Raw genomic sequence first — 19,077 nt, 5'->3', positions numbered from 1 at the left:
GGGGTCAGTAGGCGAAGGCGAGGGGGCGGTCTTCGTCGGCGGTGGTGTCGTCGGGTGGGGGTGGGGTGGGGTCGGGTAGTCCGGCGCGGGCGTAGCGGAGCAGGAGTCGGATTTCGATGACGGCGAGGGTGGCGTAGATGAGGGTGAAGGCGGTGAAGGAGGTGAGGACTTCGGTGAGGGAGACGCTGCGGGAGACGCCGTCGCGGGTGAGCATTTCGCCGAAGACGACCCAGGGTTGGCGGCCCATTTCGGTGAAGATCCAGCCGAAGCAGTTCGCGGCGAGCGGCAGGATGGGCAGGATGATGCCGGCGCGTAGGAGCCAGCGGGAGGTGGGGGTGCGGCCTCGGCGGGTGGCCCAGAGGGCCCAGGCGGCTACTGCGGCGGCGGCCATGCCGAGGGCGATCATGAAGCGGAAGCTCCAGTAGGTCACTGGGATGATCGGGGTGTAGCTGCCGGGTCCGTATTCGGAGACGTATTGGGATTGGAGGTCGTTGATGCCTTTTACTTCGCCGTGGGGGTCGCCGGTGCCGAGGAAGGAGAGGAGGTAGGGGATTTTGAGGGCGTAGAGTTCGCGGGTTCCGTCGAGGCTGCCGACGGTGAGTACGGAGAACGCGGCGGGTTGTTCGGTGTGGTAGAGCCCTTCGGCGGCGGCCATTTTCATGGGTTGTACGTCGGTCATGATTTTGCCTTGGATGTCGCCGCTGATGAGGACGCCGACGGCGGCGACGAGGGTGACGACGGCGCCGAATTTGAGGGCGAATCGGAAGGCGTGGGTGTCGGTGTCGTTTTGTTGTGTGTCGGGTTGTTCGGTGGTGTGGGTGCGGCGGCGGATGAGGTGCCAGAGGGCGACGGAGACCATGAGGGAGCCGGCGACGAGGAAGCAGCCGGCGAGGGTGTGTGGGAATGTGGCGAGGGTGACCTTGTTGGTGAGTACGGCGAAGATGTCGGTGAGTTCGGCGCGTCCGGTGTCGGGGTTGATGCGGTAGCCGACGGGGTGTTGCATCCAGGAGTTGGCGGCGAGGATGAAGTAGGCGCTGAGGGTGGAGCCGATGGCGGCGGCCCAGATGGTGGCGAGGTGGATGCGGCGTGGTAGCCGGTCCCAGCCGAAGATCCATAGGCCGAGGAAGGTGGATTCGAGGAAGAAGGCGAGGAGTGCTTCGATGGCCAGGGGTGCGCCGAAGACGTCGCCGACGAAGCGGGAGTAGTCGCTCCAGTTCATGCCGAACTGGAATTCTTGGACGATGCCGGTGACGACGCCCATGGCGAAGTTGATGAGGAAGAGTTTGCCGTAGAACTTGGTGAGTTTGAGGTAGCGCTCGTTGCCGGTGCGGTACCAGAGGGTTTGCAGGATGGCGACGAGGACGGAGAGTCCGATGGTCAGTGGTACGAATAGGAAGTGGTAGACGGTGGTGACACCGAACTGCCAGCGGGCGACGTCCAGAGCGTCCACGAAAACCCCCAGGTTCTACGACGGCCTGTAGTAAATACTACCGACCGTCGTAGAACCTGGGTGGGTGGGACCGGAGTGCGCTCGACCACACTCCCCCGGCCCGCCCCACTACGCGCTGGACCGGGCTGGACTGTGCGAGGATCGGCGGCTGATGGACACCGTCACCGACGCCCGCTGGCGGGCCCCGCGACTCTGGCGCGCCCTGCAAGTGGTCGGCCGAATGCTGGTCGGGGCGCTCGCCCGGCTACGAGTCACCGGCGACGTACCGGACCAGTTGCGCCACGGGCCGCTGATCCTGGCCGCCAACCACATCAGCCCGTTCGACCCGGTCGTGCTCACCGCCGCGTGCCAGGTCCGCCGGATCGCCCCACGGATCATGGCGACCGGTGGTCTGTTCCGTACCCCGGTCATCGGCACGGTGATGCGGCGCAGCGGCCACATCCGCGTCGACCGGCGCACCCCCGAGGTCGGCCAGGCTCTCTCCACGGCAGCCTCGGCGGTCGCCGACGGATCGGTGGTGCTGGTCTACCCGGAGGGGCGGATGGGACTGGACCCCGGCATGTGGCCCGAGCGGGGCAAGACCGGCACCGCCCGGCTTGCCCTCGCCAGCGGGGCCGTGGTGGTACCGGTCGCCCAGTGGGGGGCGCACGAGGTGCTGCCGTACGGCACACCCCGGGGGCTGCTGCGCGCGGTCGGCCGAGCACTCGTACGCCGCCCGGTGATCCGGGTGCACTTCGGTGACCCGGTCGACCTGGGCGGGCTCGACCCGGCCGTACCGGGCGCCGCCCGCCGGGCCACCGACCGGATCATCGACGCGTTGACCACGCACCTGGTCCCGTTGCGCCCCGACGAACCGGACCTTCCGAGGCATCGTGACCCGAGCCGGCCGGTCGAGACGACCCGCTCGCACCGCCGCCCCGGTGAACCCGGGCGGTGAACCCGGACGACGGCCGGCGAGCCATTCCCCGGCGGCGGCACGGTCGCGGCTACTCCGGTTGGCGTTGCCGCAGGTAGGCCAGGACCGCCTCGCGGGTGGTACGGACACCGAGCGCTTCCCGGGCCTGCGCGATGCGCCGGTTGGCGGTACGCAGGGACAGGAACTCGGCCGCGGCGGCGGCGGCGATGGTCTCGCCGTTGGCCAGCCGCTCCAGTAGCGCCCGCTGCTCCGGGACCAGTGGCGTCGACACGGCCGCGCCGGCCGGGTCCGGTCCGCTGTCGGCGTCCCGGTGTACCGGGCCCAGCCGGTCCAGGTCGGCGAGGAGCGCCCGACCGGCGTCCGTGTCGGGGTCGGCGATCGCCACCACGCCGGCACCACGGGCGGCGGCCAGCAGCACCAGCCGTGCCGTGTCCAGGTCCGGCACCCGACCGAAGAGCACCAGCCGCGCGGATCTCAGGTCCCACCCGCCGTCGGGCAACGCGAATCCCTCCCGGGTCGACCACCCGGAGCGGGCCAGCCGGCGCAGTACGGTGGTGGCGTCGGTGGTCGAGGTGAGGACGTAGCGCGGCGCGTCGGTCGCGGTCATCGGCCCACCTCCGGGGTGAGCGCGGGCGACCGGTCGTCCCCGGTACGGGGTGCCGGCACCCCGGTGAGCCCGCCGAGCGCGAGCGCCGCCGCCTCGGTGCGGGTACGGGCACCGAGTTTGCGCATCCCGGAACGGATGTGTGTCTCCACCGTCTCCGCGGAGACGCCGAGCTGCCCGGCGATCCGACGGGACGGCTCCCCCGCCGCGACCAGACGCAACACGTCCCGTTCCCGGTCGGTGAGTGAGGTGCCGCTGCGGGGGCCACGGCTGTCGCGGCGTACGGAGTGGCGGCGCAACCCGCGTCGGGTTCGGCCGAGCAGGACCACCAGGCCGGCCTCTTCGGCCAGCCGTTCGGCGGCCAGCAGCGCGGGTACGGCCCGTTCGGGGTCGTGTTCGTGCAGGCCGCGCGCGAGCAGGCAGCGGACCTCCTCACGGACCATCAGGTCGTGCCAGGCGGTGGCGGCGTCGGTGAACCCGGCCGGGTCGTCGTCGGCGTTGTCCCAGGCGGCGAGGGTCTGGCGTACGGCGTGCGGTGCGCGCGTCGTCGGGGTGGGGTCGGTACGGGGGGCGGTGGGTGCGGAACTGTCGTGGGCTGCCCATCGGGCGGTGATCTGGCGTAGCCCGTCCAGCAGGGTCGGTCCCGGCGGGGCGTGGCCGGGGGCCACCGCCCGCTCCGGTTGACCGTCGAGCCAGGCCGCCTCCCGGGTCACCCACTCCAGTGGTCCGCCGGGTGCCCCGGGCACGGTCGTGAGCCGGGCCCGGGCTGGTGCGAGGAGCCCGGCGTCGGCTTCGAGCAGGCTCGCGGCGGCCACCGCGTACTGGCGGGCCAGGGTTGGCAGCGTCCGGTCGGTCAGGTCACCGGCGTGGCGCAGCACCTCGTCCGGTTGCCGGCCGGTGCCGGCAAGGGCCGCGCACCACAGGGACGCGCCGAGGAATCGGGTCTGCCAGCTGTAGGCGAGGTCGGTGGCGCAGGCGTGTGCGTAGCGGGTGGCGACGCGGTTGGCCTCGGGTAGCCGGGCGTCGGCGATCAGCGTCTCGACCAGCAGCCACCCGCTCCACCGGGCGGCGAGCGGGTCGTCGCCGTCGGCGGCCGTGCCCAGGGACCGTTCCCAGCCGGGCTGCCGGTTCGCGGCGGCCACCGCCGCGTACGCCGCGCGTAGCCCCGGGTGGGTCGGCTCCGGGCCGTGTCGGGCCACGACCCCGGCCAGTGCCCGGCCGGCGGCGACCGGGTCGTCGGCGAGTGCCGCGAGCAACATCACCCGGTCCCGGGCGGCTACCAGTTCCGGTGCGGCCGAGTCGGGTACCGGGGCGGCCGCGGTGCGGGCGGCGGTCAGGTCACCGACGCGTACCAGGGCCTCGGCCCGTAGCACCGAGGCGGCCACCCCGAGCGGGGCGGTGCCGGTCAGGACCCTTGCCGCGGCACGGGGACGGCCGCAGGCGAGCGCGGCGTGGGCGGCGGCGAGTCGGACCGAGGGTTCCGGGTCGACCTCGGGCAGTCCGCAGGCGAACAGGAGCAGGTCGGCGCGGGCCCCGACGGTGGTCGCGTCCGCGGCGGCGGTTACCGCGGCCGCGTACGCGGCGCCGGGGCGGCCGGCGGCGGCCAGGTGCCGGGGCGACTCGGTGGCCGGGACGAGTGCGGCCAGCCGCTCGTGCAGGGCCCGCCGGCCGTCGGGGTCGAGCATCCCGGCCGCGACCTCGGTCAGGTACGGCGACGTCGGGGTGACGGTGCCGTCGCTGGTGCGTTCGACCAGTCCGGCGTCGGCGAGTTCGTCGACACCGGCGCCGAGCAGCCCTGCGCTGGCGGGGCGGCCGAGGAGACCGAGCGCGGCCAGGGCGGTACGGGCCGGGCGGGTCAGGTCGGCCAGGGCGGTCGCGATGACGTACCCGATCTGGTCGACGTCGGCGGCGCCGGCCGGATGGTCGGCCGCGTGCCGGGCCAGCACCGTCACGGCCAACGGTGTGCCGCCGGCGCGCCGGACCACGTCGGCGACCGTGGCCGGGTCAAGCCCGGGGGCGGTGGCGCGGGCCAACGCAACCGCCGCGCCGGGGTCCAGCGGCGGTACGGCCAACCAGCGGGTCGCCGCGCCGCGGATCGCCGCCACCGCGGCCGGTGGCAGCCGGTGCGGGGTACGCAACGCCACCGCCACCCGGCAGTGCGCGGCGAGCGGGACCAGGGCGGCGAGGGTCACCGGGTCCGCCCACTGCAGATCGTCGAGGAGCAGCAGACCGGCCCGGACCCGGGACCGGACCGCTTCGGCGAGCAGCGCCGGGTCGTCGGTCGGCAGTCGCACCCGCAGTGCGTGACTGAGCGCGAACGCCGGCACCGTCTGCAGGGTGGCCAGAGCGTTTCCGGTGAACACCGGCCCGTGGAAGGCGTCGCCGAGGCGGCGCAGCAGGGTGCTGCGCCCGAGGCCCGGGCCACCGTGGATCACCACCAGGCCGGGTCTGGTCAGGGTCGCCGCGGCGGCGACGAGGGCGTACACGGACGCGTCGACCGTCCCGTTTCCGGGGACGCGGTCGTCGGGGTCGCCGCCGAGTGCGTGCCGCACTGGTCCTCCCGCCAGGGCTCGCGGCCACCACCGTGGGGGCGGTGGCACGAACGTGGGATCCTGCGCCGGCAGGATATTCGTAGTGTGGGGTCCGGCAGGAGCGCCCCGCCCTGTCGCCGCGTCGGAGGGACGACCAACGATATGAGCGAGCAAGACCGCCGTGACCATGCCATTGTCGCCGACCGTACCGCCGGCTGACGAATCATGGGATCAGGTCCGCTCGGTGCCCGCGTCGCCGCGCTCTGCGACGAGGTGGGGCCTCGGCTCGGTGTTTCGTTGCAGGGACAGGTCTTCGGCGTACGGAGACGGCTCGACGAGCCGTTGCGGGTGGCGATCGCCGGCCGACTCAAAGCCGGAAAGTCGACACTTGTCAACGCGTTGATCGGTCGTCGGGTGGCGCCGACCGAGGTCGGCGAGTGCACCCGGGTCGTCACCCAGTTCCGGTACGGCACCACCGACCGGGTCGACGTGGTCCGGCGCGACGGCAGCCGGACGAGTCTGCCGCTGGACGAGGCCGGGATGATCCCGTCCCGGCTCGGCGTGGCACGGGCCGAGATCGCGTTCGTGGACGTGACGCTCACCAGTGACCATCTGCGGGACCTGACCGTGGTCGACACCCCCGGGCTCGGCTCGACCAACACCTCCGTCAGCGACGGTGCCAGCCGGTTCCTGCACGGTGACGCCGTCGCCCCGTACGACGACGACATCGACGCCGACTCGGTCGGGGCGGTCTCCGGTGCCGAGGCGATCGTCTACGTGTTCACCCAGGCGGTACGGGACGACGACGTGCAGGCCCTGGAGGCGTTCCGTTCGGTGTCCGCGCGGCTGGCCAGCAACCCGATCAACTCCCTCGGCCTGTTCAACAAGGTCGACAAGCTCGTCAGCGGACTGGACGACCCGTGGCCGGTCGCCGGGCCGCTCGCCACGGGGCAGGCCGGCGTGCTGCGGCGGGTGGTGTCGGACGTGGTGCCGGTGGTGGGACTGCTGGCCGAGACGACCGAGGCGGGCCGGCTGACGGCCGCCGACTGTGAGGCACTGCGTACGTTGGCCGGGCTGCCGGCCGCCGAACGGATGATCCTGCTCGCCTCGGTGGACCTGTTCACCGGGCGGGACTGTGCGGTGCCGCGGGCGCAACGGGAGCGGCTGCTGCGGCTGCTGGACCTGTACGGGATCGGCTTCGCCCTGGCCCAGCTCGCCACCGCACCGCAGCTCGCCAGTGGTGACCTGGTCCGGGCGCTGTTCCAGGCGTCGGGTTTCCCGCGCCTGCGACACACCCTCGACCAGGCGTTCCGGTGGCGAACTGACGCGATCAAGGCCGGGTGGGCGCTCTCCGCCTTGGAGCGGATCGCGAGCCACGCCGCCGTACCGGCGGACCGGGAACTGCTGCGCGACGCGATCGAACGGGTGCTGCAACAGCCCGAGTACCACCGGTTGCGACTGATCGAGGTGGCTCAGCTCGTCGGCACCGGCGCGGTCGAGTTGCCCGAGCCGATGGAACAGGAACTGTCCCGGCTGGCGCTGGCCACCGACCCGCGGTGGATCCTGGCGCTGCCCGGTGCGGGGCCACGGGAGCTGGTCGAGGCGGCGTTGGCGGCGGCGACCCGGTGGCGGGTCTACGCCGTCGCCGGCGCCGGCCCGGCCCAGTCCCGGGTGGCGCTGGTGGCGCACCGGGGCTTCTACCTACTCTCACAGCAGATCCGCGCCGCGGCGCCGCCAGAACCCGCGTCGCCGACGGTCGGATACGGATACGGGGGGCAGGTGCGGTGACGGCGACCTCGGACGTGAAACCGGAGGCGCTGGGCAAACTGTTGACCGGGGCGGTGCAGACGTCGCTGGCGTATCTGCGCAAGGTCGACCCGGACGCGGGCGCCGAGGTCGACGAGGTCCGGCGGCGGGAGCTGACCCGGCCCGCGGTGGTGGTGGTCGGTGAAACCAAACGGGGCAAGAGTTCGCTGGTCAACGCGCTCATCGGGGTGCCCGGACTGTCGCCGGTGGACGTGGCTGTGGCAACCAGTACCTACCTGGAGTTCGTACCCGGGTCCGAACCCGGGGCCCGGGCCTGGGTGCCGGGCCGGGAGGATCCGGTCGAGATCGGCGTGGCGGACCTGCGGGACTGGGGCACCGGCCTGGGGGCACTGCCGGAGGGGACCCGCCCGCCGAGGCGGATCGAGGTGCGGCACCCGGCCCCGCTGTTGCAGTATCTGGCCCTCGTCGACACCCCGGGCACCGGTGGGCTGGATCCGGTCCACGCCGAGATCGCCCTCGACGCGGTCGAGCGGGCCACCCTGCTGTTGTTCGTGGTGGACGCGTCGGCCCCATTCGGCAAGGCCGAACTCGACTTCCTGATCGAGGCGAGTAAGCGGGTCAACCTGGTGGTGTTCGCGTTGACCAAGACCGACGCGTACCCGGGTTGGCGGACGATCTGGTCGGACAACCAGGCGCAGTTGCGTACGCACGCGGCCCGGTTCGCCGCCGCCGCCTGGTTCCCGGTCTCGTCCCGGCTGGCCGAGCTGGCGTTGACCCTCCCGCCGGAGGCGGCCACCGAACTGGTCCGCGAGTCACGGATCGGCGAACTGCAACACGCGTTGGTCGACCTGGCCGGCAAGGCGCACCTGCTGGCCCAGGCGAACGTGTTACGTACGGTCCGCAGCGAACTGGTCCGCCTCGACCTCGGCCTCGGGGCACGGCTTACGGCATCCGACCCGGAGCCGGCGGACGTGTCCCGGGCAAGGGAGGAGCGGGCGGCGCTCGCGGCCCAGAAACGTACCGAGTCCCGGCAGTGGTCGTTGACGCTGAGCACCGAGACGCAACGGGCCCGGGTCGAGGTGACCGGTCTGCTGCGCGGGTATCTGAGCAGCCTGCAGGAGGAACTCCTGACCACGGTCGAGAAGGGGCGGGGTGAGGACCTCAAGGGGCTGCCGGGGTTGGTCGACGAGTCCCTGCACGCGGTCTCCGTACGCCTGTCCCGCGACCTCGAAACCCGGTTCGGCAAGGTTGCCCAGCGGGCGTTGGCGCAGGTGTTCGCCCCGCACGAGGTGCAGCACGTGCTGGGCCGGCTCAACGCGACCCTGGAGCACGCCCTGGCGAGCAAACCGCGCCGTGAGGGCGGCGGCGCGGACAACGTGATGATCGCGATGTCGGCCGGCGGGATGGCGTTCATGGCGGGCCGGGGTGCGATGGCCGGTGCCTCCGCGCTCGGCGCCGGCACGCTGCTCGGCGGCGGGCTGCTGGTGCCGTTCGCGGGGTTGGGCCTCGGCCTGGCCGCTGGCGCGTTCATCCTCTACCGGCGGCGGGTGCAGGCCGACCGGCAGCAGGCCCGGACGTGGCTGCGGGAGGTGCTCGCCGAGGCCCGGGCCGCGCTCTCCGACGAGGTGACACACCGTTTCACCGACCTGCAGTACGCGTTGACCCTCGCCCTCGACGACGCGATCGAACGACGGCTGAAGGAACTCGACGCGCACATGGCCGAGATCGACAAGGCGATGGTCGAGGACAAGTCGAGCCGGGCCAGGCGCAAGGCGGCGCTGCAGGCCGATCGGGAGACACTGCGGGCGCGGATCAAACAGGTCGACGAGGTGCTGCTCCGAGCCCGGGTACTCGCCCCGGCCGCGGCACCGGACGAGCGGGGGTAGCCGGATGACCGACCACTGGGACGGGTGGATCGAGGACGGTTCGGGCTTCGACGGCGGGCTCGACGGGGACTCCGACGCCGTACCGGGCCTCGCCGGCGACGACTATCCGACCGAGGGGTTCGGCCCCGCCGACGACTTCACCGGCGGCGGCGCTGGCGCCGAGGACCCCGGCGGGTCGCCGGAGGCCGGGCCGATCGGGTACGGCGACGAGCCGTTCACCTCCGACACCGACCTTGGGTACGGCGACGACCCGTTCACCTCCGACACCGGGCCGGGAAACGTCGACGCCGACAGTGGGCCGGGGTCGGCGGCGGACCCCGACACGGGTCTCGCCGCGGCCGAGCCGGAGCGCGGCCTGGGGTCGGCGGAGCCGGACGCCGAGGTTGGTTTCGGGGCGGCCGGACCACCGGTGGGCGCCGACCCGGACCTCGGGCCGTACGACGACGCCGACGGGTGGCCGCAGCCGGCATTCCCGGACATGTTCGAGGGCGGGGTGGTGCCGGAGCCGATCGACGGCTGGCCCTGGGCCGACCCGGCCGCCCTCGGCCACCCGGACACGGTGCCCGACCCGGCCGCCGTTCCCGCCGCCGCCCCCGACCCCGCCGAACTGGCGGGGTACGCCGCCCAGGAGTTGCCGCCCGACGTCGACCCGTGGGCCGTACTCGCCGACTCCGAGGACCCGGCAACCAGTGCGCTGGCCCGCTTCTGGGGGCAACGAGAGAGCTGACCGGCGGGTCAGCCCCGTTCACCGGGTCGGTCCCGGGGCCGACCGCCACGGCAGGGCGGCGATCGCGTCGATCACCTCCCGGCGTGGTTGGCCGCACCCGTCCAGCGGCACCGCCGGGCGGATCGCGGTCCCGTCGGCGGCGAGCAGGACCAGATAGGGGTGGACCCGATGGTCCGCTGGGCAGACGTCGGCCCGCTCGGTGGCCCACGGGGTGGCCAGCACGGTGAGCAGCCCGTCGAGTTCCCCGTCGAGCCGATCTTCCTGGGCGCTGACCGGTCCGGCGGACCCGTTCGGCGGCGCGGTGCAGCGCAGTGCGGCGACCGCCACGAAACTGGCCGGTACGTTCCCGGCCGGGCCGGGGTCGTACCCGGACAGGGGCGGGCGGGACAGGGGCGGCGTCGGGCAGGTCGCCGCGACCGTGACCGGGGCGGTTGGCGGCGGAAACGGCGAGCGCTCGGTCGGGGCGTCGGACGCGTCGCAGGCGGTGGTGAGCAGGGCGGTGACGGTCAGCGAGGCGGAGGCAATTCCGATGGTTCGCATGACCGGTTCGACGGGGCGGACCGGTCATGCGGTTCCGGCGCCACACGACCGGCCGTGGGCGGCTCAGCGAACGGCGGCCACGGCCGCGTCGCGGCCACCCCGCCAGACCAGACCGGTCTCGGTGTAGCCGGCGGTGCGCAACGTGTCGAGGTGCCACGACAGCGGCGGGTTCCACTCCGTCTCGTGTCGCTCGGCGAAGACCTGACGGCGCTGTTCCAGTAACAGTCCAAGGACCGGGTCCTTGGCGACGTGGTCCCACCACGCGTCCCAGGAGAGGACCGCACCGGCGGCGTGACGCGACTCGCGGCGCCGCCGGGCGACGTCGCCAAGTCGGGCGCCGAGCCCGGACAGGCCGTCGTCGGGCACCCGGTCGACGTTGACGAACACCCCGCCGGGGCGCAGCACCTGTCGGATCTCGGCGTAGAGCGCGGTGAGGCGTTCCGGGGCGATCCAGTGCAGGGCGGTGGCGGTCAGCACCGCGTCGTAGTCGTGTCGCGGCAGACCGGCCGTCCAGTCCGGGTCGCGCAGGTCGGCGGTGACCACGGTGGAGCGCTGGTCCAGTGACTCCCGTGCGATGGTCAGCAGCACCGGGTCCACGTCGACCAGCGTGGTGGTCGCGTACGGGAACCGGCGCAGCGCCCGTAGGGAGATGCTGCCGGTGCCGCCGGCGAGGTCGAGGATGGTGACGCCCGGCCCGTCGGCGACGGCCTCGACCGTGTCGAGCAGCGCGGCGAAGCGTTCTTCCCGATCGGGCAGGTAACCCTCCTGCTGGCGGTCCCAGCTCTCCTGCCACGCCACCGGATCGATCCCGTAAGGAGTCATGGGCGCAAGGGTAGTTACGAACCGGGGTCTCGTCGAACCCGACACACCCATATTCGGCGACCTGCCGGCCAACACCGGTCGAGTGACGGACACCCGGCGGCCACCTCCGGCCGGCATACTGCGCTGCGTGACCGAGCACTTCGCCTACCTCGACGCGCCGACACCACTGGCCTTCGCACACCGGGGCGGCGCCGCCGACGGCGACGAGAACACCGCCGAGGCGTTCAGCCGCGCGATCGACCTCGGCTACCGGTACGTCGAGACCGATGTGCACGGCACCGCCGACGGAGTGGCCGTCGTGTTCCACGACGAGACCCTCGCCCGGCTCACCGGGGAGCGGGGCCGGATCTCCGACCTGACCTGGGCCGATCTGACCAGCGTACGGGTGGGCGGGGCGGCGGCCGTACCACGCCTGGACGACGTGCTCGGCAGTTGGCCACAGGTGCGGTTCAACATCGACGTGAAGGCCGACGGCGGCATCGCCCCCACGATCGCGTCGATGGAACGGACCGGTGCGGCCGACCGGGTGCTGCTCGCCTCGTTCAGCGACGCGCGACTCGCCCGGCTGCGCGCCCTCGCCGGACCGAAGGTGGCGACCTCGCTCGGCATGCGGGGCGTGGCCCGACTCCGACTCGCGTCGCTGACCGGACGGCGGTTGATCCTGCCGCCGTCGGTGGTCGCCGCCCAGGTCCCGGTCCGCTACGGCCGGATCCCGGTGGTCGACCGACGGTTCGTCACCTACGCCCACCGCCTGGGCCTCCAGGTGCATGTCTGGACGATCGACGAAACCGCACAGATGCACGAGTTACTGGACCTCGGCGTGGATGGCATCATGACCGATCGCGTGGACGTGCTACGCGACGTGTACCTCAGCCGCGGTCACTGGCCCGCCGACCGAACCCCCTAGGTCGGACCGGACCCGCCGCCCAACCCCCGTCGAAGGACCACCGATGGCCGAAACCGTCTCCGTCTCCGTGACCGGTACACCACCGCCCAGCACCAGGCAGGAGCGGACCGGATGGTATTTCTACGACTGGGCGATGTCGGCCTTCTCCACCACGGTCATCACCGTCTTCCTCGGCCCGTTCCTGACCACGGTCACCGAACTCGCCGCCGGCTGTGAACTCGGCGCCGACAGTTGCTCCGGCTACGTGTACCCACTCGGGATCAAGGTGGCGGCCGGCTCGTACTTCCCGTACCTGGTGTCGCTGTCGGTCTTCCTGACCGTGTTCGTCCTGCCGGTGATGGGCGCGGTCGCCGACCGGTCGGCGCACAAGAAGCGGTTGCTGGCCGGGGCGGCCTTCGTCGGCGCCGCCGCCACCATCGCGATGTTCTTCGTGACCGGCGACCGGTACCTGCTCGGCGGTGTCCTGTTCCTGATCGCCAACATCGCCTTCGGCGCCAGCGTGGTGGTCTACAACTCGTTCCTGCCGCAGCTCGGCGGCCCCGACGACCGGGACGGGATCTCCAGTCGAGGCTGGGCGCTGGGCTACCTCGGCGGCGGCCTGCTGCTCGCGGTGAACCTGGTCATCGTGACCATGTTCAGCGTGGAGGGCGACCACCAGCGCACCCTGGACCTGGCCCGCTGGTCGATCGTCTCGGCCGGCGTCTGGTGGGCGGCCTTCACCCTGGTGCCGCTGCGCTGGCTGCGGGAACGCCCGGCGGCCGAGGCCAGCACCGGCGGCAACCTGCTCACCGACGGGTTCCGTCAGCTTGGTCGGACCATACGGGGCCTCAAGGCGTACCCGTTGACGTTGTTCTTCCTGCTCGCGTTCCTCGTCTTCAACGACGGCATCCAGACCGTCATCGCCCTGGCCAGCCAGTACGGCACCGAGGAACTGCGACTGGAGCAGACCACCCTGATCGTCACCATCCTGTTGGTCCAGTTCCTCGCCTTCGGCGGCGCGCTCCTGCTGGGCGCCCTGGCGAAACGAATCGGCGCCTGGAAGACCGTGCTGCTCAGCCTGGTGCTCTGGACCGTGGTGATCCTGGCGGCATTCCGGCTCCCCGCCGAGGCGCCGGTGCCGTTCATGGTCCTCGGTGCCGGTATCGGCCTGGTCCTCGGCGGCAGCCAGGCCCTGAGCCGGTCGCTGTTCAGCCAGCTCATTCCCGCCGGCAAGGAGGGCGAGTACTACGGCTTCTACGAGATCAGCGACAAGGGTACGAGCTGGCTCGGACCACTCGCCTTCGGATTGGTGTTCCAGCTCACCAACAGCTACCGGGTGGGCTTGGTCTCGCTACTGATCTTCTTCGTGGTCGGATTCGTGCTCCTGCTCGCGGTCCCGATCCGACGCGCCATCGTGGCCGCCGGAAACACGCCGCCCCGGGTGCTGTGAGCGAGACCGACCACGGCCCGGACAGGAGGGGGCCGCTGTTCACCATGCGTTAGGCTGCCCGACCGTGACCGACGACGTTGCCGTTCCCCCCGCCAGCCTGGCGCCCCCACCGTACGTGGGACCCGGCGCCGACCAGACCTACGCGGCCCGGTCGGCCGGCGACGGCCGGCCGCTGCACGCCGCCGCGTTGAAGTTCTTCTGGGGGCCGATGGACTGTGGCAAGTCGACCATGGCCCTGCAGATGAACTACAACCACGCGCGGCAGGGCCGGGGCGGACTGGTCACCACCCGCATCGACCGCTCGCTCGGTCCGCAGGTGACCACCCGGATCGGGCTGGCGCACGAGGCGATCGAGGTCACCGACGACCTGGACCTGCGGGCCCTGGTACGCGGACGCCGCGCCGAAGGGCTGCGGGTCGACTACCTGATCTGCGACGAGGCGTGCTTCTACACGGTGCAACACGTCGAGCAGATGGCCGAACTCGTCGACGACTACGACGTCGACGTCTTCGCGTTCGGTCTGGCCACCGACTTCCGCTCGGGGCTGTTCCCCGCAGCCCAACGACTGTTCGAACTCGCCGACGAGGTCACCCGGATCCAGGTGGAGGTGCTCTGCTGGTGCGGCCGGGAAGGGCTGCTCAACGCCCGGGTCGTCGACGGTGTGGTGGTCCGGGAGGGGCAGCAGGTGGTCATCGGCGACACGGTGGTCAGCGCCGACGTGCGTTACCAGGTTCTCTGCCGGCGTCACTTCCGTACCGGCAACCTCGGTCCCCGAGGCTGAGCCAGAGCGGCCCGCCCGTTCGGCGACGACCGGCTGCCCCGGGCCGTACCAGCTCAGAACGGGTTACCGCAGACCCGCCAGCCGTCGTCGCCCTTGACCACCGGCACCTCGTGCTGGTCGACCGTCCCGCTCTGCCGGGTCAGCGCGACCGAGACCGTGGCCCGCTGCTGCCCGTCCTTGCTGGAGATCTTGACGTCCTCGACCGCGTACCGGGCGATCGCCGACGGGGTCTGCGCCCGTAACGCGAACCGGGGCAGGCTCCACTGCTCCCGGGTCGCCGGACAGAGCCGCCCGTACGCCGCCTCGTGGTCACCGGAGCTCACCGCGCTCAGGAACGTCTCGGCAGCCTTCTTCGCCGGGCCCTGCGCGAGCCGGATCGACTGGTAGTTCCAGGCGCCCAGACCGGCCGCGCCCACACAACAGACGAAGAGCGTCACGCCGACCACGAGCAGCGCCCGGCGCAGCCCCCGTCCAGGACGTGCCTGCGATCTCGCGACCTCGTACGCCACGCCTACCGACGGTAGAGACCTCCCACGCCCCACCGCAGGAACTCACGTTGCTACCCTCGGTCAATCGCTCTCATCGAACTGGACCCGAGTTCGCCGGTCCCACCGTACGAGCAGGTCCGGGCGCGGATCGCCGCGCTGGCTGCCGCCGGTGAGCTGACCGCTGGCAGCCGCCTGCCGACCGTACGGCACCTCGCCGAGGAGTTGGGCCTCGCGGCGAACACCGTGGCCCGCGCCTACCGGGAGTTGGAACAGGCCGGTCTGGTCGAAACCCGGGGGCGGCACGGTACGGTCGTCACCGCCCGCGCGGCCCAGGTGGGGATCGAGGCGCAGCGGCTCGCCGAGCGTTACGCCGAGGAGAGCCGCCGACTGGGCGTCCCGGCCCCACAGGCGCTGGCACTGGTCCGGGCCGCCCTGGACCTGCCGTCGACCGCCCTGGAGCGCTGACCGACCATGCACCTGCGTGCCGCCACCCCCGATGATCGTGAGCTGCTGCACCGGCTGCTGTTCGAGGCGTTCAACTGGGCCGACGAGCCGGCACTGACCCACGCACAGATGGAAGCCGACCCGCAGGTCATGCACTACGTGACCGGGTGGCAGCGGCCATCGGACTTCGGCACGGTCGCCATCGACGAGGCCGGTGACCCGCTCGGCGCCGTATGGGCACGGGTGTTTCCGGCCGACGACCCCGGTTACGGGTACGTCGACGTCGACGTACCCGAACTCAGCATGGCCGTCCTGCCCGGGCACCGAGGACGGGGCATCGGCCGGGCGCTACTGCGGGCGGTCGCGGACCAGGCCCTTGCCCTGGGCTGGGAACAGCTCAGTCTCAGCGTGGAGGACGACAACTGGGCCGCGTCGCTCTACACCAGCGTGGGCTTCAGGGTGGTCGGCCGCAACGGCGGCTCCGACACGATGGTGCTCGACCTGTACGCCAGCGACACGGCCGACGCGCACGGCTGAGCACGCCCCCCGGTGGGGTAATAGATTGTCGACAATCGGTGGCCTGTTGCCGCCGTTCGGTGTGGTCTACCGTCAGCGCATCCCGCCAACCACCCCCGCTCGGCGCAGGAGCAGACGATGGCCCGCTACGTGCAGCCGGTGACCCCACCCGGTGACCCCTACGCCGACGACCGGCTGCTGCGTTCCTGGTTGGACCGGCAACTCGGACCCGCCGGACACGCCGCAGCGTCGGGTCGACTCGCCGCGCTCGCCGCCGACGTCAACGGGCCGCTGCGGGCCGCACACGCCGACGCCGAGGAGCACCCACCCACGCTGGTGCGGTACAGCCCGTGGGGGGCCAGGATCGACCGGATCGACACCTCCGCCGGGTGGCAGGCCCAGCGGGCCGCCGCCGCCCGGCACGCGGTGGTTGCCCTCCCCTACCAGGCGCAGGCCCGGGGCGAGTGGGGAGCCGCCGCCCGGGTGGTGCAACATGCCCTGCTGCACCTGTACGGGCCCGAGTCGGCGACCTTCTCCTGTCCGGTCGCGATGAGCGACGGCGCGGCGGCGTTGCTGGCCCGCCCCGAGGTCGACCCGGCGGTACGGGACACCTGGTTACCCCGGCTGACCGCGACCGACCCGGAGACCGCGATCACCAGCGGCCAGTGGATGACCGAGTCGCAGGGAGGTTCCGACCTGGCGCGGTCGTCGACCGTCGGCCGACCGGCCGGGGACGATTCCTGGCGGCTCTCCGGGGAGAAGTGGTTCTGCTCCGCCGCCGACTCCGCGATGGCGGTGGCGTTGGCCCGACCGGAGGGTATGCCCCGGGGCAGCCGGGTCCTCGCCCCGTTCCTGGTGCCGCGCTACGCCGCCGACTCGCCGCTGGCCGAGGTCGGGGTTGACCCGGCGGCGCCCGCACCGGGTGTGACCGTGCACCGGCTCAAGGACAAGCTCGGCACCCGGGCGCTGCCGACCGCCGAGGTGGGGCTGACGGACGCGTACGCGTTGCCGCTGGGTGACCCGACCCAACCCGGCCTGACCCGGGCGATGACGCTGGTGGTGGTGACCCGGCTGCACAACGCCGCCGCCGCGGCGGCCGGGATGCGGCGCGGTCTCGCCTACGCCCGCGCGTACGCCGACAGCCGTCAGGTGGCCGGCGGACTGCTCTCCGCCTCACCCCTGCACCGGGCCACGCTCGGCACCCTCGCGGTCGACGCGGCCGGCGCGTTCGCGCTCGCCGGGCACGCGTTCTCGTTGCTCGGTCGGGTGGAGGTGGGCGCCGACCCGGGCGCGGCGGCCGAGTTGCGGATCGTGGCCCCGCTGGCGAAGCTCGCCACCGGACGGCTCGCCGTCGCCTCCGCCAGCGAATACGTGGAAAGCTTCGGCGGCGCCGGCTACGTCGAGGACACCGGGGTGCCGCGACTGCTCCGCGACGCCCAGGTACTGCCGATCTGGGAGGGCACGACGAACGTACTCTCCCTCGACGTCCTCCGGGCGATCGTGCGTGAGGACGCCGCCCCACCCCTGTTGAGCCGGCTGGACCTGGCGGTCGACACCGCCCGACGGCTGAACCCGGCGTTGGCCGACGCGCTCGCCACCACGGCCCGCCGTCTGCGTGCCGCCGTCGACGAGGTGACCGCCGACCCCGACGCGGTGGCGGTGGTCGCCGGGGCCCGCGGGTTCGCCCTGCGTCTGGCGTACGCAGTGGCCGCCGCCGTGCTGGTCGAGCAGGCCACGGATGGGGACGAACTGGCCGAGGTGGCGGCCCGGTTGTGGGTACGGCGCTGGCTACGCGGTGAGGAGATCGCCGCCGACGCCCACCATCACCTGGATGTGCTCTGCTAGCACGCCTCACCGGGTCGCCGGTGGGACGGCCCGGTTCGGTGGGGACCGGTAGCGGCGATACGTGTGCGACACGCGGTGAATCCCGGTGCGTCGCCGGCTGATCGAGCGGTCCGGCGGGCAACGCCGCCCGTGATGGCTACGCTCGACCGGTAGCAGTGGGATCCACCGGGTAGCGGCGGCGACGCCGACGAGCGGGAGATGCGATGGAAAGCCACCCGGTGGCTCTGATCGACCTCGGCACCGAACGGGGTGTTCCCGAGCAGGACCGTCCGCGATCGGCTCGCGCCCGGCGGGTCGCGGTCAGATGGCCGGTGCTCTGTCTGACCGCGCTGCTGGTGCTCCTGTCGGTCACCGCGGCGCAGCCGCTCGCACGTGACCTGCGTCGGCTCGGCGAGTTGGACGTTTCCGCCCGGGTCAACTTCTTCCTCGCCGGTGACCTGCTGCTGACCGTGGACACGACCGCTGCGCCGATGACGCTCGCCGCGTACGACCTGCCCGGGCGTGACCGGCTCTGGGAGGTGCCGGTCACCGGCGCGGCGTCGTTCGCCGGGGAACTCGTCGGTGATCTGCTGCTGGTCGCCGAGATGGACGCACTCGGGCGTCGGATCACGACCACGGCCCGTTCGGCCCGGACCGGGCAGGTCCGCTGGCAGCGCCCCGGCCTGCTGCTGGTCGACGCCGGTACGGCCACGGGTGTGGCGACCTCGGAGGTGCGCAGCGCATCCGGTGCCGGTCGCCGGATCGAGGGCACCATCGAAACGGTCGACCTGGCCACTGGTTCGACCCGGTGGACGTTGTCGTTGCCGTCGACGGCGGTCGGCGAACTGGTTCCCGGCACACCGGATCGGCTCCTGGTGCTGCACGACAGCAGCGTGGTCAACCTGCACGACCTGCGTACCGGGGCGGTGGTCGCCACCGGGAAGCTGCCCCCGGCGGACTACGCGCCGGACAATCCGGTGGTGGTCGGCGGCCAGTTGGTGTTGCGTCACCCCGGTAGCTCCGGCGAGTCCCTCATCAGCGGGTACGCCCTGCCCCAGTTGACGCCACGGTGGAGCCGACCGGGTCCTCGGATCGTCGCCGATCTCCGCGACTGTGGGGGCCTGGTCTGCGTCGAGAACCGTGAGCGGGCCACGGTCCTCGATCCGGCCACCGGTGCCCAGCTTCAGAGCGGTGCACCACGGCGAGGTTGGGGTCCGTTGCCCCGGGGTGCCACGAACGGCGCCCGGCTCCTGCTGCGCTCCACCGTGGAACGGCCCCTTGTCGCCGTCGAGCGTGGTGCCGACGTGCACATTCTCGGTGCCCTGCCACCCGGTGTGATGGACTGCCGGGTCGGGACGGTCGACCTGGTGTGCCGTACCGGTGACTACCGGCTGGGCATCTGGCGGATGGTGTCGCCCGAGCGGTGAACGTACGGCAGGACCGGG

17 protein-coding genes are annotated in these 19,077 nt (G+C 72.4%); 11 read left to right on the top strand and 6 right to left on the bottom strand.

Annotated features, from left to right (window positions below; genetic code table 11):
• Positions 1-4 precede the first annotated feature (4 nt).
• On the bottom strand, positions 5-1,450 hold the full coding sequence (locus ACIBF5_RS19785) for a cytochrome ubiquinol oxidase subunit I (protein ID WP_396813567.1): 1,446 nt from the start codon (positions 1,448-1,450) through the stop codon (positions 5-7).
• A 151-nt stretch (positions 1,451-1,601) separates the two neighbouring features.
• Here ACIBF5_RS19785 and ACIBF5_RS19780 point away from each other — a divergent pair, with 151 nt between their 5' ends.
• The gene (locus tag ACIBF5_RS19780; RefSeq protein WP_396813564.1) at positions 1,602-2,387 is read left to right on the top strand and encodes a lysophospholipid acyltransferase family protein; all 786 of its coding nucleotides are present in this window, start codon (positions 1,602-1,604) and stop codon (positions 2,385-2,387) included.
• A 49-nt stretch (positions 2,388-2,436) separates the two neighbouring features.
• Here the strand turns inward: ACIBF5_RS19780 and ACIBF5_RS19775 are convergent, their stop codons facing one another.
• Together ACIBF5_RS19775 and ACIBF5_RS19770 are read right to left on the bottom strand one after the other, a co-directional pair.
• Entirely contained in the window at positions 2,437-2,973 is a 537-nt protein-coding gene (locus ACIBF5_RS19775) for a LuxR family transcriptional regulator (protein ID WP_396813561.1), read from the bottom strand.
• A complete protein-coding gene (locus ACIBF5_RS19770) occupies positions 2,970-5,522 on the bottom strand; it encodes a LuxR C-terminal-related transcriptional regulator (RefSeq protein ID WP_396813558.1) in 2,553 nt (850 codons plus the stop codon). Before ACIBF5_RS19770 ends, ACIBF5_RS19775 begins: the two co-directional genes overlap by 4 nt.
• A 204-nt stretch (positions 5,523-5,726) precedes the next feature.
• Here ACIBF5_RS19770 and ACIBF5_RS19765 point away from each other — a divergent pair, with 204 nt between their 5' ends.
• Genes ACIBF5_RS19765 through ACIBF5_RS19755 form a run of 3 tightly spaced genes read left to right on the top strand, consistent with a single transcriptional unit; the run spans position 5,727 to position 9,881 of the window.
• Positions 5,727-7,289: a dynamin family protein gene (locus ACIBF5_RS19765; RefSeq protein ID WP_396813556.1), complete on the top strand. Its 1,563-nt coding sequence runs from the start codon at positions 5,727-5,729 to the stop codon at positions 7,287-7,289.
• A complete protein-coding gene (locus tag ACIBF5_RS19760) occupies positions 7,286-9,154 on the top strand; it encodes a dynamin family protein (protein ID WP_396813554.1) in 1,869 nt (622 codons plus the stop codon). Before ACIBF5_RS19765 ends, ACIBF5_RS19760 begins: the two co-directional genes overlap by 4 nt.
• 4 nt (positions 9,155-9,158) lie before the next feature.
• Complete coding sequence (locus tag ACIBF5_RS19755) at positions 9,159-9,881, top strand: hypothetical protein (RefSeq protein WP_396813552.1); 723 nt, start codon at positions 9,159-9,161, stop codon at positions 9,879-9,881.
• A gap of 18 nt (positions 9,882-9,899) precedes the next feature.
• On the opposite strand, the gene ACIBF5_RS19750 is transcribed toward ACIBF5_RS19755, so the two are convergent.
• Both ACIBF5_RS19750 and ACIBF5_RS19745 read right to left on the bottom strand, forming a co-directional pair.
• Positions 9,900-10,421 (bottom strand): hypothetical protein, encoded by a 522-nt coding sequence (locus tag ACIBF5_RS19750; RefSeq protein ID WP_396813551.1) that lies wholly within the window; start codon positions 10,419-10,421, stop codon positions 9,900-9,902.
• Between the two features lie 63 nt (positions 10,422-10,484).
• Positions 10,485-11,243 (bottom strand): class I SAM-dependent methyltransferase, encoded by a 759-nt coding sequence (locus ACIBF5_RS19745; protein WP_396813549.1) that lies wholly within the window; start codon positions 11,241-11,243, stop codon positions 10,485-10,487.
• 127 nt (positions 11,244-11,370) lie between these two features.
• On the opposite strand from ACIBF5_RS19745, the gene ACIBF5_RS19740 reads away from it, so the two are divergent.
• From ACIBF5_RS19740 to ACIBF5_RS19730, 3 genes are all read left to right on the top strand, one after another.
• Positions 11,371-12,150, top strand: a complete 780-nt coding sequence (locus tag ACIBF5_RS19740) for a glycerophosphodiester phosphodiesterase (protein WP_396813547.1) — start codon at positions 11,371-11,373, stop codon at positions 12,148-12,150.
• Between the two features lie 43 nt (positions 12,151-12,193).
• Entirely contained in the window at positions 12,194-13,579 is a 1,386-nt protein-coding gene (locus ACIBF5_RS19735; RefSeq protein WP_396813545.1) for an MFS transporter, read from the top strand.
• Between the two features lie 115 nt (positions 13,580-13,694).
• Positions 13,695-14,360: a thymidine kinase gene (locus tag ACIBF5_RS19730; protein WP_396813611.1), complete on the top strand. Its 666-nt coding sequence runs from the start codon at positions 13,695-13,697 to the stop codon at positions 14,358-14,360.
• A gap of 53 nt (positions 14,361-14,413) precedes the next feature.
• Here ACIBF5_RS19730 and ACIBF5_RS19725 read toward each other — a convergent pair whose 3' ends face one another.
• Entirely contained in the window at positions 14,414-14,869 is a 456-nt protein-coding gene (locus ACIBF5_RS19725; protein ID WP_396813543.1) for a DUF4878 domain-containing protein, read from the bottom strand.
• 63 nt (positions 14,870-14,932) lie between these two features.
• Here ACIBF5_RS19725 and ACIBF5_RS19720 point away from each other — a divergent pair, with 63 nt between their 5' ends.
• From ACIBF5_RS19720 to ACIBF5_RS19705, 4 genes are all read left to right on the top strand, one after another.
• The gene (locus ACIBF5_RS19720) at positions 14,933-15,313 is read left to right on the top strand and encodes a GntR family transcriptional regulator (protein WP_396813609.1); all 381 of its coding nucleotides are present in this window, start codon (positions 14,933-14,935) and stop codon (positions 15,311-15,313) included.
• 6 nt (positions 15,314-15,319) lie between these two features.
• Positions 15,320-15,829 (top strand): GNAT family N-acetyltransferase, encoded by a 510-nt coding sequence (locus tag ACIBF5_RS19715; RefSeq protein ID WP_396813541.1) that lies wholly within the window; start codon positions 15,320-15,322, stop codon positions 15,827-15,829.
• 117 nt (positions 15,830-15,946) lie between these two features.
• Complete coding sequence (locus tag ACIBF5_RS19710; RefSeq protein WP_396813539.1) at positions 15,947-17,653, top strand: acyl-CoA dehydrogenase family protein; 1,707 nt, start codon at positions 15,947-15,949, stop codon at positions 17,651-17,653.
• Between the two features lie 203 nt (positions 17,654-17,856).
• The gene (locus ACIBF5_RS19705; protein ID WP_396813537.1) at positions 17,857-19,059 is read left to right on the top strand and encodes a PQQ-binding-like beta-propeller repeat protein; all 1,203 of its coding nucleotides are present in this window, start codon (positions 17,857-17,859) and stop codon (positions 19,057-19,059) included.
• The last annotated feature ends 18 nt before the right edge of the window (positions 19,060-19,077 follow it).

This window comes from Micromonospora sp. NPDC050417 (genome assembly GCF_044458865.1).
GTDB lineage: Bacteria > Actinomycetota > Actinomycetes > Mycobacteriales > Micromonosporaceae > Micromonospora_G.
Note: the sequence above shows the minus strand (reverse complement) of the source record. Positions and strands in the feature narration are given on the sequence as shown.